Below are 14535 nucleotides of genomic sequence, written 5' to 3'. Positions count from 1 at the left end.
CAGCTTGTAATCAATTTCTTCGTTTGCCATCATAAAATAAACGTGTTAAACTACATTTTGTTGTAGCCTGACACAGTTTACTTTACATTCTCAAATAATTCTTTACAGTAGAATCTCCAATGCTTTAAGGACATTCTCTTTTGTAATTCCAAAGTTAGGATCTGTGATAATCACATGCTCTTGCTGCATGACCAAGAAATCATTGACATCATCAAGGATTACATACTTGTAGGTTAAAGAGTTCTGGCCTGCATATAGCCTTAACCATTCGTTAACCTCCAATGCTCTTGTACCATATGGATAAACAGAAGTTGAATCTTTACGGTTTATCTTATCCACAAAGCATACCACCTCTAATACGGGAGTGAAACTATAAATCGCCCCGGGAAGCTTACGTTTCTTCCATAAGCGTTGCATCCACTCCCATCCCTTAAGCCGCCAAGTAGAGGAGATGATAATCCTCAAATCAACTACATTCTCAATGATACAAGCCAAATTGTTGACTGCTTCAGGATCAAACAGAGCACCGTCTTCATCGACTTCATCCTCATGGTGATCTACTAGGAAGTTACTGTAGCGAATAGTATTCAGTACACCATCTATATCAAGAAAGAGGTAACGCTGGACTTCCCCTGCTTCCTCATACCTATTTCGCCTAAGAGCTTCTAAATATCGATTATTCAGTATATCCATCTTTGCTTACTCTACAACAATACTGTCTATTTCATGCCATATTTCCACAGCCTTATTCTTTATACGTTCGAAGAAGGATTGCCTTGCTATTTGCGTTTCACTCTCATTTGAGAGATTTGAAGGCATTGTCACATTTGGTATGACAGGCTCTGTCTGAGCCTGTCCTATAGGAGTGGGTGACAACAGGCTGGTTTTTCTCATTCTCAGAATCTCCAAAGCCACGTCAATACTTGATTCATCATCAGTCATAGTTGGTTTCACTTTAACCCAAACATATTTTCTGCTCCCATCTACATTCTTTTCGCAGATAGTCATACCACCCCTGACAATGGCGAGTGCCTCTTTGCAGGTCTCCTCGTCTTGTTCTCGTACTATTCGCTTTGCTGTTTCAAGAGTCATACTCAACGCATTTTTCTTGCATTACACCAAATAAGAATATCTTTGATTTGAACTTCTCCAACACCCAATACATATATCACAGATTTGTCCCGCTTTTGCTTAACTTTAGAATAGATAAGCATATTATTAATCCCGATGATATATCTCTTCGCAGCAGAAATGACTGGCCGCCCAGGTTCCGCTATGAGTTTCTCGCCAATTCTACAGGTCTTTGAGAGGTCGTTTTCTATCTTGTCTACGACAACTATAACCTTACCAAATTTATAAAGTATCTCTTTGAATTCCGTAGGACTACAGCTCAAAGTCGTTTCATATAATCTTACTACACTCATAGTTATTTAATGCTTAAAACTAAATTATAAGCTTCTTGAAGTTTCCTTGAAGCAGTTCCATTCTGGATACTGTCAAACTTAGTTTCGCTTGATTTATAGATTGCATAGTTCTGATAATAGGAGGTAATCCCGTTGATAAGCCATAGGGCAGATCCCTTATCTTCGCTATCCTGACCAATGCCAGACTCTACGATTTCACGCATTCTGTTAATTCTATGAAATGCACTTTGACTTATCCCACAGTCATAAACATCTTTTGATTTCCTAAAAATTTTCAGATCCTCATCCTCATAAGTCACCTCGGCAAGAATTCTCATTAAATCTTGTTCTGCCAACATTATATTTTGCAAATGCTTAAACTCCTTTTCAAGTGAATTCTTATAAACATCATACATGTCAAGCGTTTTATATGTAAATTCAGCATTCTCTTTTTTCCTTAGGTCGAGACGATTCATAACGTTTCGAGAATGACGGAGAGATAACTTTCCAGAATTCACTTTCATTGCAAGATTTAGGGTATTATTGCAAACAACTCTCACTGGTGTTACAAGACAATTTACAGCACCAGAGCCATCGTGTGATGTCGTAAATACGATATACATTTCAACGCGATCATTGCCCTTGTTGTCGAGAATAATGTCTTCAGGAAACTTAGCTGTAACAAATACACGTTCTCCTTCGCCTAATACGCCAGCGGTCTCTATCACTGGCGTATGCTCAGCATCAGTCAACTTACCAGTAACTAGCATATCGATGAACTTAAAGGCATCTTCATTTTGGACCACACCATAGTTTTCTGTAACTATTCCCAGCATTTTGTGAGTATCAAGGCGCATTGTAGCCATATACTTAGGAACAATAGCATTATTAAGCTGTAGCGTCATCACACTGCCATAATCCATTTCACGCCGGATATCTGGTGTTATTACTGCTAAGGGTTGAAGAGCCACCTTATAATCCGCATGACAACCATGAAGAGCCTCTTTTACTGTAAGAGGTCTGTCATATACTGTGCCCAACCTATGCCAAGCCCTGCTTTTGCGACCATTTTCAACAAAGCTTGCCCGGCCTTCTTTGATTTCAATATTGTGTGCCATAATCTACTACTTTTTGTCTTCCTCAAAATAGTCATCTTCCTCTTCAAGACATTTGAAGCCCATCATCCTTAAGTCAGCCATTCGGTCAAGGAAGAATTTTCTTGCGCTGCGATCTTTCTTGAACATCTTTGCAGTTTCCTCTTCCGTTTCCTCGAAAGCAAGTGTATTGCGGATGCCCATACTACCAGCGACAGCCTCTACATCCTGATTAGCTCCAATATAAGTGAATGTCCAGCCATGGTGGCGAAGTTCCTCCACAAGGGATTTAATCTGTGGGCCACTCCAATGAATGGATGCGTTCTCATAGCCATCAGTAATAACAGTCACCAAGACCCTGTCCTCAGGAGTCATCTTTCTCTTAAGTTCAGAGATCATTTCTCCCATAGCGTCATAGAGGGCCGTGCAGCCACATGCAATATAATCCTCTCTGGTGATTTCTTTCACCTCGTCAATAGGAGTGGCAGAATACTTCACGTTCAGATAGTCCTTACCAGAGTTGAAGGATACAAGAGTGAGACACTGCTGCAGTTCCGGATGGTCTTTTTGACTCATTCGAATAGTCTGAATAGTTTCGTTAACTCCACTCAGTGCCTGATTGTAGATACTTTCCATTGAGCCAGAGGCATCAAGGATCATGAGATTGATAATGTTTTTAACTTCCATAACTTTACCATTTTAAATTGTTCGACAGTGCAAAGTTAGGAGTATTATCACATGAAAACAAGAAAAATGGAAATGCAAGGCTTGCATTGGCCTTGCATTTCCAAAGTTTCAAGTACTGAAATCACCAATAATCAAAAGTCAACGTCTACGTCTTTTATCTGAGATGTGTCATAGACCCCTGTATTAATTTTCTTGTAAATGAAGTCAACATATTTACGCTCCACGCAGTTACCACAGGTAGAATTGATTTGATTTACATCTTCAAGCCTTACCTTTCGCGCATTCCCGTTGTCTGCTAAATTACTACAGACAGCAGAGATGTGTAGGATAGAATTAGAATCAATATAGACAAATAGACTATCATAGTTGTGTCTGTAAGCTAAAGCTGTCCAGCCAAGGTCTTCATGCATATGTTCTTTTAGCCATTGACTATAATTGTCCAAATGGCTATGGAAAGTCATCAATCTGTTATAGCTTTCTTGTTCGTCTTTGGAAAAACACTCATGACAAATTTTATAACCATTTTTGATTGCTTCGTTTTGACTTGTTCTCTTTATTGTATAATTGCTCCTTTTTGCAGATTCTATAAAGCTGCATTTGTCCTCTTTGTTTGTTGAATGATAGTATCCTGTTTCTAAAACTGCACATTCGTAACCGGCAACCTGCCGTGTTATGAATGCGCCTAAGAGAACAATGCCTATGATTGCCAATATTATATTCCAAGGCATTAATCCCCAAATGAGATAATCAATAATCTTTTTCATCTTATCTGTACTACAATGTCTTACGTTTTTCCTTTTCTTTCTTTTCCTTTATCTGTTGTTTGATATTGTCAACTTTTTCCTTGAAGAACCTGTCCTTCTTGTACAGGAGGCATTTCGTAACATCCATGTTACTTTTTGCCATTTGTTCAATCGCATCAACAGCCTGAAAAACAAAATCAATAAGAATTGGCGGAATCTGTTCGTTCTCCTCCATATAGTTTGAAAGGTATTCCACGGATTTCGTTCTAATGCCAAGACGTTGACAAACAAGATATGAAACTATTTCTGCCTCAAACTCTTTTGTTTCTTTGGTGTACGAACGCCCTTCCCACCATGAGCAATCAATATGTTGACAAAACAAGTGACCTAACTCATGAAACAAAGAAGCCAACTGTTCTGTCTTATTGGCTCGTATGCTTACATTAATAGCGAAATAGCTGCTATATTCTTCACGATAGTCCCTGTTAATCTGTATATGCAACTTCTCTGTTCGATCCTTCCTTATTTCAGCTTGTAGTTCCGAACCAGTAATATATTCAGTACTATAATAGATGCCTTGTTTTGGCAAGTTTTTCATCATGTTATCGTAATAGAAAGACACATCTTGTGTACTTTCTACCCTATGAAGATGGATTATCGCTTCAATGGCTTCATTCTCGTCATCATCAACTCTCTTGGCTATAGGTCTAGTGTCCGCAATATCGAACAAAAAGTCAACGGGGTAGAACGGCATTAGGATAATGACAGGCCTGGCATTGGGTTTAATCTTTCTATTATACAGCTCCTCCCATTTCTTTGTAGTAAGGACAAGTCTAGCCCCTGGGCGTTGTTGTTCAACAAGGGCAGCATTATATACTCCGAGGTAAGGGAACCCACAATAAAAGTCTAATTTCTTTTTGAATTCAGAACTTTTACGATATCGCTTTACGTCTCTAAACAGACGGTCTATTGATGATATGTCTTTGTCTCGATTGTCCTTGAACAATTCCAACTGTTTCTCTTCACTCATTCTTCGTCCTCCCATTCTATTTCTATTTTATCAAGTGTAATCTTGTATGGTTCGCCAGGCCTGCCAACAATAAAATAATGTTTTGCAAGGTGCTCATCAATAGTTGCTTTGAAACACATTTTGATTTTTGACAATATCGTATTTATATAGTTATTGCCAGGATACTCTAGCGTATTGATAGACTCGTACATCTTTTGTGTTAATGAATCTCTACCGCTTGCTTGAAGGTAATAGTTTGTCAGTTCATGATGATACTCTTCCAGCCTTTTCAAAATAATACCTTCTGGGTGATTGATGAAAAGGAAGAATACAGCCTTATATAAAGCCCCCATCTTAACTTCAAGGTTATTGTAATCTGGAAGAAAAATCCTTAGGTCGTCTGTGAATTTAATCTTTGATATAGTTTCGTATTTGGCAACAAACTCAGCAATAGCAGCAAGTGGTATTCCTAAAAGGCGGAGTCTCTCGATATTCCTTTCCAGTTCTTCAATAGTATCTCTGACATCCTCCTCGTTTATTTCGTCAAGACTTGGCATTGGCGGCTCGCTGGATGCTGAAGGGTAGCCTTCCTCTTCTTCTAAGCACGCATGACCAAACTTTTTTAGCCATCTTCCCAATTTTGTTCCCAAGTCTGGGGTAGACGAATATTCTGCCTTTGGTTCAGATTCAACCCAATCTTCATCACTACGATAAAGGATACCATCATTACTCTCCTCATCATCAAGTACAACATGGAGTCGCTGACGAGAAGATTCAATATCCTCCTCCACATCAGCTATGAAGTCTTCAATTAAGCGTAAAAAGGAGTATTTGTTTTTCTCGTCTAAATCGATAGACTGGCCTTGAAAAATCCATTCGTTATCTTCCTTTTGAGGAGCATATATTAGGGAAGGACCGATTTTATCCCTGTTTCCCAAATTGCTCATATAGCTCAGAAGATAATTGTTCCTCAGTTCAGCATTCTCAATGATCTCAGAAGTTAGATATGGAGCATAGTACAAAATCTTCTCCTTTGTTTCTTCGTCGTTGAAGAACATCGGGAGATAGATAAAGTCTAGATTTGCCCTTTTGAAAGTCCATTTCAATTGCTCATAAATATCCCTGATAATCGCATTGATGTGTTCATCATACAGGTTTTCCACATAAATAACCTGTCTCTTTTCTGGCTCGAAGGGTAACCCCCTAAATGCAATAGAATACTTCATATCTCAACTATTTTGTGGCAAAGATAAGAAGGATCTCGCACATTTCAAAATAAAAAACAAATGCAAGCCTTGCATATAAGACGAATTAGCATTTTCCTTGTACCTTATTTCTCTCTTGGTACATACAATTGTGGCACATGTTTCAAGAAGTCCTGGTAGTATGAGAGAATCATATCGTGCAACGGATGATCGTGACGCATAAGAATTCCTGCATAATAGTTAACCTGCTTGAAAGTGACAGAATCGCTGTAGAGAGTCATTTCATGGCTACGTGCATACTCGTAGAACCAAAGATGGTAGAGACGATCGCGAGCTGCCTGACGATGGTCGGTAGAGTCACAGATATAGAGCATGACTGTAGGCTCCTGACTGAAGAATTCTTCCAAAATGACGGTCACTACATCAAGAATCTTGGGATCATACGATCCATGTTCATGCTCACTATTGTCTATGAAAAAATGATAGGCACCATCATCCATAAAGATAGTGTCTTTATAAAAGCCTACTGTATAATGAATATCCTGATCGGTAACAAAACGAAAAGTAAACTCACCCAACTGACTTAACTTGTAGGGTGAGCGCTGGTTTAGTATGTCTGCAGAAAGTGTCATTGTGCGATCTGGGCCTCCTGCTCACGTACTTGTTCGCGCCATTTTTCACGAGCATCTATCATCTGCTGGAAAGCTTCAGCATACTGCTCAGGGCTGTCGTAGCGTTTGAATTTGTTTTGCTCCATCATAATTCATTTAATTGTTATTCTCGGCTGCAAAGATACAAAAAGTTTTGGAAAGTTATACGCATTTACAACTTTTTTTATATCTTTGCAATCAGATTAAATAATAGTTCGTCTTTATGATGACTATTATGGGTTCAAGAGTGAATCTTCTATTCTGCATTAGCAGATTTCGAGAATTATTGAAAAAGAATCGGTTCTTGCGTAAATAGCCGCAAAATAGCCGCAAACAAAAAATCGAAAATTGCGGAAACACCGATGAATACAGGGTTTATGAGACATTCGCAACTCTGCTTGTGGTTCTGAATGTCGTGGGTTCGAGTCCCACCGGGCACCCTCTCCAAACTCCTGTGAGTCAAAGACTTACGGGAGTTTTTGTTTTGAGAGGATATGACCTAAACAGCATCAAAATACCCTCTTTTGGGGTCAAAATCCGTTGATTTAGCCTATTTTGTTTACCGCTAAAATTTTAACGTAAGATGCTGACAATCAAGGCAATGGTGAAAAAAGACGGTTTACGTGTTGACCGCAAGTACTGACGAGGTGAAGGACCGTGATGTCAGGCTCGATGGTGTGGAGTATAATCCAGGCAAGTTGTGGAACGAAGAGATGAGGAAATGGCACGATGGATTCCGCCGCTACCAGAATCCTGACACTCAGGAACTTCTGGCCGATAAAGAGAAGCTGGAGCAGATCATGCGCGAGTGCCTCCAGAAGCATCATGGATACATCACTGCCGGCATGTTCGCCTACTATTCAAGACTGACCCTCTACTCTGCCCGCAAACAGCTGAACGAGTGGACGAAGGGTGACAATCCCAAACTGCTGAAGACACCGAGGGGCAAGGAGCATATCTATACAGAAGTATGATGTAAGATGTATGATGGTTGAGGGATTTATGGAGCATCGCTATAATTTTAGGCGATTGAAATTGGGTATAGGCGCACAGTCGTTTGCGTATAGGCGAACAATCGTTTGGGTATAGGCGCACGATGGTTAGACGGGAGGTTCTCCCCGTTATCCTTAGGTTTTTCCCCTGCAAGACTTAATGCTTCTCCCTGCAAGACTTAATGCTTCTTCCAGCAATCCCTAACACTTCACTCCGAGACTCCAAAAAACGGTTACGGTTACAACTGTAACCATGTAACCGCAGAGATAGAAATAAGATTGTAAATATGGTATAACATACACATATTCAATTAATTACAATCATTAATCATTAATTAAAACGACAAAAAGGTTACATGGTTACAGCTGTAACCGTAACCGGAAAAGAAGATATGAATACAGCAGAAATAAAGAGTATTGTTGACGACGAGTCGCCAGTAGTAAAAACCATCATCTGTCGCTGGGTGAAAGAAGGCCTCATCGCGAAGATCGGGACTAACCTTTGGCAGAAGATTCAATAGAAAAGAAGCCCGGCTTGCTAATTGCAGGTCGGGCTTTGATTTTTGTTTTGAGTCCGCATGTTTTATGAAACCTCAATGGCCTTGGTGACCTTCTCCTTCGGTTCGGTCTTCGGCATGGTGATGGTCAGGATGCCGTCCTCAACCTTGGCAGAAATCTGATCCTTCACCACATCGTCTGGCAGCACGTAGTTCTGCTCGTAGTTAGAATAGCTGAACTCACGGCGCAGATAGTGATGGTGACTGTCCTCATGCTTGTGTTCCTGTTTGTTCTCAATGGCGATGGTGAGGTTGCCCTCGTCATTGATGGCTACGCGGCAATATTCTTTCTTGATGCCTGGAGCTGCAAGTTCCATCGTGTAGGCCTTCTCACTCTCCTTGACATTGACTGCGGGTGCTGTACTATTGGCACGAGGCATAAAATCAGTGTTAAAGAAATCATCAAACATCGTTGGGAACCAACCGTTGCTTTTCATCAATCCGTTCAACATAATCAATACCTCCTAATTATATTTTTAAATTTGACATTTTGTTACTTGATTGCCTCTGCTTTCGCTTCAGCTCTCACTAACAGATAAGCAAAGTACATGCCTATGGAAAGAATACGTGCCAGAATGACAATCGCTGAAGTCAAACTGGCACGGATTTTAAACTCGCTTAAACTATGCTGACAATTTATTAAACTCGGTTAAACATTGAGGTGTTAACTTAATTCTTTCCCAAAAGGTGAAAGAGCTAGCTTTGCCAGTCTAAAGTGCATCTTTCCAAACGGAATGCCAATGATGGTGATGCAAAATATGAGACCATAGAAGATGTGTGTGAGCCATATCCAGATGCCGCCAACGAAGAACCACAACACATTCATAAAGATGCTCAGGCAGCCTGGTTGCGATGGTTTCCATTTCACCTTCGTACCGAATGGCCAGATGGCCAGCATACCCAGTTTCAGACTCTGCAAGCCGAACGGGATGCCGATGATGGTTATCATCAGTATCAGTCCTGCGATGAAATACTCCAGAGCTATATGCAAGCCTCCGAAAACGATCCAGATGATGTTTCCTAATGTCTTCATTGATCTGATTTCCTTTTAATAGTTTCTATCTGTTAGACGCATGAAAGACAAGAAAAGTTCTTGCTTAGGCAAGCGGCAAAGCCGAGTGGCATCATTCTTCTTTTGTAAATTTGTAAACTGCTATTGTTGGTAGAATGACCATAAGCAATAGCGCAGTCTCGACAAAGGCATACGAGCCGAAATAATCAACCAATGTCTGGAAATTCAGGACACCATCAATAAGAAAGACCAAAAGGGGGAACCAGCAGAGAAAGAATATTGCCGAATACTTGATTTTTCGTTTCTTCAGTTTCATCATTCGATAGTTTAATACCACTTATATCCGTGTTCCTTACAATAGTCGATAGCTGGCTGATAGCCTTGGAAGGTAGCTTTGTGAATCCACTTTAACCCTTTGCGCTCATCCTTCGGTACGCCTGTGCCAGTCATCAGAAACCAGCCATTCTTTCATAAATTGAAATTTACCTAAAAGAGTTATTCAAACGTTCCATTCTCGTATTCTTGCTGGAATTGTGTACACGTCTTGCCTGTGGCTTTCTTGAAGAACCGCATCAGATGTGAAGGCTCTGAGAAGTGGAAGTCGTAGGCAATCTCGCTGACCGTCTTGTGGCTGAACAACAGTCCGTTCTTGATTTCGGCCAGCAGGCGTTGCTTCAGCAGGACGGTGGCTGGAACACCATATTGCGCCATGACGCTCTGGTTAAGCGTCACCCGGCTGACGTGCATCAGGTCGGCATATTCCTGCACACGCTGCAGGTCGCGGATGTGCTGCTCCATCAGTTCCACAAACAGGAAAGCGTAGTGGTTCTTCGGCAGTTCAAAGGGCAGACTATATGTCTCGGTATAGCGTCGGTTCAAGACGGCCAGCAGATAGTAGAGCACGCTGACGATGATATGGTAGCTGTCGGCTACAGGCTGGCGCAGTTCGCTGCGGATTTTCTTCAGCAGCCGTTCGTATTCCGTCAGTTCGTCGGCTGTTGCCATGAAGTATGGTGGCGTGTCGGTCTGCTGGCAGTACTGCAGGCGATAGACAAAGAACTTGTCGGCAATAAACGTACGCATGAAGTCGTTGCGGAAGATAAGGAAATCGTAGTCGAGGGCATCTTCGTCAATGTGCCATTCCTGCTGCTGGTGGGGCTTCAGGATGAGCACCATGCCATCGCGCAGTTCTATCTTCTGGTAGCCCAGCAACAGATAGCCATTGGCCTTACGGAAGAAGAACATCTCGAAAAAATCGGTCTTGAACACGGGGTATTCCGTCAGCACGCCCCTCCGCTCACTGCCATGGGCGGTGTTGATAAAGAAATCTACACCACATTCCGTCTTGCTGAAAGGCACCTCTACGAGCCTGTATGTTGTTTTTGCCATACCTCTTTTATATGATTTCGGCTGCGAAGGTACGAAAAAAGCGTGATTTATCAAAATGGCATAACAACATGTTGTTCTGGTATAGACATCTTTAACATTTCGCCGTACCTTTGCACCCAGAAATCAAAAAAACAGAAAAGAACATGAAGATTCAACAGATTAGAAACGCTACGATTAAGATTGAGTATGCCGGTAAGGTGATGCTGATAGACCCCATGCTGGGCGAAAAGGGCTGTATGCCGCCGTTCCCGTTCTCGCACCATCAGGAATTGCGCAACCCGATTCACGACCTGCCGATGACGGTGGACGAACTATTAAGGGATGTGGACTGCGTGTTGCTGACCCATCTGCACACTGACCACATAGACGATGCCGCTTATGAGCAGCTGCCGAAGGAAATGCTCATCGTCGTGCAGGACGAGCTGGACCGTGAGGTGGTCGTGTCGCATGGGTTCAAGCAGGTGAAAGTGATTGAGGGCGAGATGCAGCTGGGCGATGTTCGTCTGTCGAAGGCTGAGAGCCATCACGGCCACTGGTGGATGCTGCCGAAGGCCGGCCACACCTGCGGCTATGTGTTCCAGCACCCTGCGGAGCCTACGACCTATCTGGCTGGCGACACCATCTGGTATAGTGGTGTGCGTCGCAACCTTGACCGCTGGCAGCCCGATGTGGTGATAGTCAATGCTGGCGGCAACAAGTTTCATGTGGGAGGGCATGTCATCATGCACATTCCCGATGTGCTGAAGACGATGGACTACGCACCGAAGGCCACCTTCGTGGCCACCCACCTGGAGGGCGTGAACCACAATCACGTCACCCGTGCCGCACTCCTTCAGGCTGCCAGGGAGCATGGAGTGGCCGGGCGCGTCCACATTCCCGAGGACGGTGAGAGCGTAAATGTCAGCAAGTAAACGAGAGACGATGAGTGTTTGTATCAAAGACCTGATTCAGAACATGAATCTTGTGATTGGCTGTAATATCGGCTGTAGTTATTGCTATGCCCGCAACAATTGTCGTCGCTACCACATTACAGACGATTTCTCTGTGCCGGAATTCTATCCTGGCAAGCTGCGGCTGATGGGCAATCCGAAGCCCCACAACTGGCTGCTGACAGGCATGAGTGACCTCGCGGGGTGGAAAGACGAATGGCGTGAACTGGTGTTCGACAAGATGCGCCAGAACGTGCAGCACCAATATCTGTTTCTCAGTAAACGGCCCGACCTGCTGCACATGTCAGTTACACCCGACAACGGATGGTTTGGAGTCACGGTGACCTCTTCGAAGGAAAAGCAGCGTATCGACCAGTTGCGGGAGAATGTAGGTTCAACTCACCTGCATGTCACCTTCGAGCCGATGTTCAACGATATTGGAGAGGTTGACTTGCACGGCATTAGCTGGATTGTGATAGGAACGGAAACGGGTAAGCGCAAGGGCAAGGCCGTGTCGGAAGTCAGTTGGGTGGAGAATTTGACAGAACAGGCACACCGGCTGAACATTCCCGTTTTCATGAAGGAAGACCTCGTTCCCATTATGGGGGAGGCAAATATGGTACAGGAGTTGCCACAGGAATTTAAGGAAGTATTAAAACAACAGGGTTATGATTATAAATGACAAACAAGTGCAGTCGGTGATGACAAAGTCATCGCTGCCTGTGGGCGGTTATTCCGTCAATCCGTACGTGGGCTGTACCCATGCCTGCAAGTACTGTTACGCCTCTTTTATGAAGCGCTTCACAGGTCATACCGAGCCGTGGGGGACTTTCCTCGACGTGAAGTACTGGCCTGCCATAACCAATCCGCACAAGTACGACGGCGAGCGCATCGTCATCGGTTCGGTGACAGACGGCTACAACGAGCAGGAGGCTGAATACAAGCGTACCCGTGCACTGCTGGAACAGCTACAGGGTGCCGACTGCGAGATTATCGTCACCACGAAGAGCGACCTCGTGTTGCGTGACCTCGACCTGCTGAAAACGTTCAAGCGCGTCACGGTATCGTGGTCTGTAAACACCCTCGACGAGCAGTTCAAGGAAGCGATGGACGATGCGCCCAGCATCGAGCGACGACTGGCTGCAATGAAGCAGGTCTATGAGTCGGGCATCCGCACCGTCTGCTTCGTGTCACCCATCTTCCCAGGCATTACCGATGTCTTTGCCATCATCGAGCGTGTTAAGGATTATTCTGACCTTGTATGGCTGGAGAACCTGAACCTTCGCGGACAGTTCAAGCCCACCATCATGCAGTACATCCGCGAAGAGCATCCCGACCTGCTACCGCTCTACGACGACATCTACAAGCGCAAGCGCCGTGACTACTGGCAGACGCTCGCCCTGCAGGTGGAAGCCTACACGAAGGAGCACCAGATGCCCTACGTCATCAACGACCTGCCCTATGGTCGCTCAGAGTATGGCCATCCCGTCGTGGTCAACTATTTCTACCACGAGGAAATCAGGCTGACGCGATAGCATGACTTCGATTTCAATTATATTGCCGCATACGTACAATACTGCCGTATGCGGTTTTATTTTGCAGCATTAACAAGCCGTTTCCCTAAGTCGTATGCCAGCCATGCGTATGATCATCTCTCGTTGGATGCGTGACGGATGGATTAGCAAGACCGACCGCCACCACTGGAGTAAACGACAAGTAGGCTCCGCAGCCGAAAACGTCACAAAGTAACTTTGTAACATTGTAACATTAAGCATCACTATTCCTATTACCGATGGACACTTGAATCTCGGCACATGGCAGGGTATCTACTTCTGCGAATATCGTAATTGTGGTGGTTCCAGAGAGTTGGTGATAACAATCATAGGCGAATAAGGATATGAAAAATCCGCTACCTTTTTGAGATAGCGGATTAGCTATTTTCACTGTCCTGGAACGGGAATTACCCCAAGTTGCATTAGAAGTGAGAACATATCAGGTAAACCATGCTCACGGATAATCTTTCCGTCCTTGAACTCGTAGATGTTCATGGCCGTAACACAAATTTTCTTGCCTGTGGCTGGCATGCCCATTAGCGGCTGTGTCTGTGTGCCAGTCATCGTGTAGCGTACCAGAATCTTGTCACCCTCGGAAATGGTTTCCTCTATCTTCCACTGAATATCAGGCATCGCACCACGCATCATTGCCAGCACCCCCATATAGCCCTCAAAGCCCTTCATAGGCTCTGGTGAGGTGGGTGTCTTACCCTGAAAAACGTTGAATCAAAAACAACGTTTTAAAATGGATAAAAATGAAGAGTCAAATTTGTTAGAGTTGCAAGAGATGGCGCTGAAGCACAGAAGCGCCAAACACCATGCCACTTATGAACAAAAAAGCATGATTGTTAGACAATATCTTCAAAATCATGTTCCGGTAGCACAATTAAGTAGAGATTTTGGCGTTTGTACATTAACCATCCATAGATGGATTAATGCTTTTGCAAGCGGTAAGATGAAGATACCTCCAGAAAAAAGCAATGGAACTTCAGATATTAAACAAAATCCGCCTAATATGTCAAAAAAGAGTCTAAAGCCAGTTGAGAGTGAGGCCGAGGAACTGGCCCGTCTCAGGGAAGAGAACAAGCGCCTGGCGGAAGCATTGAAGATGGCAGAGTGGATGAATCATGCAAAGGACGTGATGATTGACGAGGCCGAGAAAACATTCAAGATTCCGATCAGAAAAAAATCTGGTGCCAAACAGTAAAGACGCTTGCCGCAGAGAAGGTCAAGGGCCAAACCATGGGCCTTCTCTGCCGGCTGTTTGGCAAAAGTTGGCAGGCGTACTACCAACACAAGGAAACGTTAGGCA

General features: G+C 43.6%; 20 protein-coding genes and 2 pseudogenes. 7 read left to right on the top strand and 15 right to left on the bottom strand.

Translation table 11 applies throughout. From position 1 onward, the window contains the following. Nucleotides 1-102: 102 nt before the first annotated feature. From BUB86_RS16395 to BUB86_RS18200, 10 genes are all read right to left on the bottom strand, one after another. Nucleotides 103-693, bottom strand: coding sequence for an HAD domain-containing protein (locus BUB86_RS16395; RefSeq protein WP_073211683.1), 591 nt, complete (start codon nt 691-693; stop codon nt 103-105). Nucleotides 694-699: 6 nt separating this feature from the next. After that, entirely contained in the window at nt 700-1098 is a 399-nt protein-coding gene (locus BUB86_RS16390; protein WP_139261714.1) for a hypothetical protein, read from the bottom strand. Further along, on the bottom strand, nt 1095-1424 hold the full coding sequence (locus tag BUB86_RS16385) for a hypothetical protein (protein WP_073211678.1): 330 nt from the start codon (nt 1422-1424) through the stop codon (nt 1095-1097). The genes BUB86_RS16390 and BUB86_RS16385 overlap by 4 nt, the downstream gene beginning before the upstream one ends. A gap of 2 nt (nt 1425-1426) precedes the next feature. Beyond that, entirely contained in the window at nt 1427-2521 is a 1095-nt protein-coding gene (locus BUB86_RS16380; RefSeq protein ID WP_073211676.1) for a DUF932 domain-containing protein, read from the bottom strand. 6 nt (nt 2522-2527) lie between these two features. Further along, nucleotides 2528-3184, bottom strand: a complete 657-nt coding sequence (locus tag BUB86_RS16375; protein WP_073211673.1) for a VWA domain-containing protein — start codon at nt 3182-3184, stop codon at nt 2528-2530. A 131-nt stretch (nt 3185-3315) separates the two neighbouring features. Continuing rightward, entirely contained in the window at nt 3316-3948 is a 633-nt protein-coding gene (locus BUB86_RS16370) for a hypothetical protein (RefSeq protein WP_073211670.1), read from the bottom strand. A 10-nt stretch (nt 3949-3958) separates the two neighbouring features. Next, on the bottom strand, nt 3959-4957 hold the full coding sequence (locus BUB86_RS16365) for a hypothetical protein (protein ID WP_073211667.1): 999 nt from the start codon (nt 4955-4957) through the stop codon (nt 3959-3961). Continuing rightward, nucleotides 4954-6162, bottom strand: a complete 1209-nt coding sequence (locus BUB86_RS16360) for a hypothetical protein (RefSeq protein WP_073211664.1) — start codon at nt 6160-6162, stop codon at nt 4954-4956. Before BUB86_RS16360 ends, BUB86_RS16365 begins: the two co-directional genes overlap by 4 nt. Before the next feature lie 104 nt (nt 6163-6266). Next, a complete protein-coding gene (locus tag BUB86_RS16355) occupies nt 6267-6773 on the bottom strand; it encodes a DUF6169 family protein (RefSeq protein WP_073211662.1) in 507 nt (168 codons plus the stop codon). Beyond that, the gene (locus tag BUB86_RS18200; protein ID WP_262503416.1) at nt 6770-6898 is read right to left on the bottom strand and encodes a hypothetical protein; all 129 of its coding nucleotides are present in this window, start codon (nt 6896-6898) and stop codon (nt 6770-6772) included. The genes BUB86_RS16355 and BUB86_RS18200 overlap by 4 nt, the downstream gene beginning before the upstream one ends. Before the next feature lie 519 nt (nt 6899-7417). Between BUB86_RS18200 and BUB86_RS16350 the strand changes: the two genes are divergently transcribed. Next, on the top strand, nt 7418-7765 hold the full coding sequence (locus BUB86_RS16350; protein WP_073211659.1) for a hypothetical protein: 348 nt from the start codon (nt 7418-7420) through the stop codon (nt 7763-7765). 410 nt (nt 7766-8175) lie between these two features. After that, a complete protein-coding gene (locus tag BUB86_RS18195; protein ID WP_262503414.1) occupies nt 8176-8304 on the top strand; it encodes a hypothetical protein in 129 nt (42 codons plus the stop codon). Between the two features lie 62 nt (nt 8305-8366). Here BUB86_RS18195 and BUB86_RS16345 read toward each other — a convergent pair whose 3' ends face one another. From BUB86_RS16345 to BUB86_RS16330, 4 genes are all read right to left on the bottom strand, one after another. After that, nucleotides 8367-8792: an Hsp20/alpha crystallin family protein gene (locus BUB86_RS16345; protein WP_073211657.1), complete on the bottom strand. Its 426-nt coding sequence runs from the start codon at nt 8790-8792 to the stop codon at nt 8367-8369. Nucleotides 8793-9004: 212 nt separating this feature from the next. Further along, nucleotides 9005-9373: a YccF domain-containing protein gene (locus BUB86_RS16340; RefSeq protein ID WP_073211654.1), complete on the bottom strand. Its 369-nt coding sequence runs from the start codon at nt 9371-9373 to the stop codon at nt 9005-9007. A 306-nt stretch (nt 9374-9679) separates the two neighbouring features. After that, nucleotides 9680-9802 carry a hypothetical protein gene (locus BUB86_RS18190; RefSeq protein WP_262503413.1) on the bottom strand — a complete coding sequence of 41 codons (123 nt, stop codon included), beginning with the start codon at nt 9800-9802 and terminating at the stop codon, nt 9680-9682. 45 nt (nt 9803-9847) lie between these two features. Then, a complete protein-coding gene (locus tag BUB86_RS16330; protein ID WP_024990708.1) occupies nt 9848-10741 on the bottom strand; it encodes a helix-turn-helix domain-containing protein in 894 nt (297 codons plus the stop codon). 143 nt (nt 10742-10884) lie between these two features. Between BUB86_RS16330 and BUB86_RS16325 the strand changes: the two genes are divergently transcribed. The 4 genes and pseudogenes from BUB86_RS16325 to BUB86_RS16310 form a co-directional block, all read left to right on the top strand. Continuing rightward, entirely contained in the window at nt 10885-11652 is a 768-nt protein-coding gene (locus tag BUB86_RS16325) for an MBL fold metallo-hydrolase (protein ID WP_024990707.1), read from the top strand. A 10-nt stretch (nt 11653-11662) separates the two neighbouring features. Beyond that, the gene (locus BUB86_RS16320; protein WP_024990706.1) at nt 11663-12352 is read left to right on the top strand and encodes a radical SAM mobile pair protein A; all 690 of its coding nucleotides are present in this window, start codon (nt 11663-11665) and stop codon (nt 12350-12352) included. Further along, nucleotides 12339-13205: a radical SAM mobile pair protein B gene (locus BUB86_RS16315; RefSeq protein ID WP_027454042.1), complete on the top strand. Its 867-nt coding sequence runs from the start codon at nt 12339-12341 to the stop codon at nt 13203-13205. The genes BUB86_RS16320 and BUB86_RS16315 overlap by 14 nt, the downstream gene beginning before the upstream one ends. A gap of 223 nt (nt 13206-13428) precedes the next feature. After that, nucleotides 13429-13563: pseudogene (locus BUB86_RS16310) on the top strand (YjbQ family protein); the annotation flags it as partial. 47 nt (nt 13564-13610) lie between these two features. Here BUB86_RS16310 and BUB86_RS16305 read toward each other — a convergent pair. Beyond that, nucleotides 13611-13916: pseudogene (locus tag BUB86_RS16305) on the bottom strand (ester cyclase); the annotation flags it as partial. A gap of 52 nt (nt 13917-13968) precedes the next feature. Here BUB86_RS16305 and BUB86_RS16300 point away from each other — a divergent pair. Continuing rightward, complete coding sequence (locus BUB86_RS16300) at nt 13969-14430, top strand: transposase (RefSeq protein ID WP_073211645.1); 462 nt, start codon at nt 13969-13971, stop codon at nt 14428-14430. The last annotated feature ends 105 nt before the right edge of the window (nt 14431-14535 follow it).

Origin of the sequence: Xylanibacter ruminicola (assembly GCF_900142525.1) — a bacterium.
GTDB lineage: Bacteria > Bacteroidota > Bacteroidia > Bacteroidales > Bacteroidaceae > Prevotella > Prevotella ruminicola_A.
This window is presented reverse-complemented; position numbering and strand designations above follow the sequence as displayed.

Coding starts and splice junctions, on each gene's coding strand:
- BUB86_RS16395 (WP_073211683.1), bottom strand. CDS start 693: ATGGATATACTGAATAATCGATATTTAGAAGCTCTTAGGCGAAATAGG.
- BUB86_RS16385 (WP_073211678.1), bottom strand. CDS start 1,424: ATGAGTGTAGTAAGATTATATGAAACGACTTTGAGCTGTAGTCCTACG.
- BUB86_RS16380 (WP_073211676.1), bottom strand. CDS start 2,521: ATGGCACACAATATTGAAATCAAAGAAGGCCGGGCAAGCTTTGTTGAA.
- BUB86_RS16375 (WP_073211673.1), bottom strand. CDS start 3,184: ATGGAAGTTAAAAACATTATCAATCTCATGATCCTTGATGCCTCTGGC.
- BUB86_RS16370 (WP_073211670.1), bottom strand. CDS start 3,948: ATGAAAAAGATTATTGATTATCTCATTTGGGGATTAATGCCTTGGAAT.
- BUB86_RS16365 (WP_073211667.1), bottom strand. CDS start 4,957: ATGAGTGAAGAGAAACAGTTGGAATTGTTCAAGGACAATCGAGACAAA.
- BUB86_RS16360 (WP_073211664.1), bottom strand. CDS start 6,162: ATGAAGTATTCTATTGCATTTAGGGGGTTACCCTTCGAGCCAGAAAAG.
- BUB86_RS16355 (WP_073211662.1), bottom strand. CDS start 6,773: ATGACACTTTCTGCAGACATACTAAACCAGCGCTCACCCTACAAGTTA.
- BUB86_RS18200 (WP_262503416.1), bottom strand. CDS start 6,898: ATGGAGCAAAACAAATTCAAACGCTACGACAGCCCTGAGCAGTATGCT.
- BUB86_RS18195 (WP_262503414.1), top strand. CDS start 8,176: ATGAATACAGCAGAAATAAAGAGTATTGTTGACGACGAGTCGCCAGTA.
- BUB86_RS16345 (WP_073211657.1), bottom strand. CDS start 8,792: ATGTTGAACGGATTGATGAAAAGCAACGGTTGGTTCCCAACGATGTTT.
- BUB86_RS16340 (WP_073211654.1), bottom strand. CDS start 9,373: ATGAAGACATTAGGAAACATCATCTGGATCGTTTTCGGAGGCTTGCAT.
- BUB86_RS18190 (WP_262503413.1), bottom strand. CDS start 9,802: ATGACTGGCACAGGCGTACCGAAGGATGAGCGCAAAGGGTTAAAGTGG.
- BUB86_RS16330 (WP_024990708.1), bottom strand. CDS start 10,741: ATGGCAAAAACAACATACAGGCTCGTAGAGGTGCCTTTCAGCAAGACG.
- BUB86_RS16325 (WP_024990707.1), top strand. CDS start 10,885: ATGAAGATTCAACAGATTAGAAACGCTACGATTAAGATTGAGTATGCC.
- BUB86_RS16320 (WP_024990706.1), top strand. CDS start 11,663: ATGAGTGTTTGTATCAAAGACCTGATTCAGAACATGAATCTTGTGATT.
- BUB86_RS16315 (WP_027454042.1), top strand. CDS start 12,339: ATGATTATAAATGACAAACAAGTGCAGTCGGTGATGACAAAGTCATCG.
- BUB86_RS16300 (WP_073211645.1), top strand. CDS start 13,969: ATGGATAAAAATGAAGAGTCAAATTTGTTAGAGTTGCAAGAGATGGCG.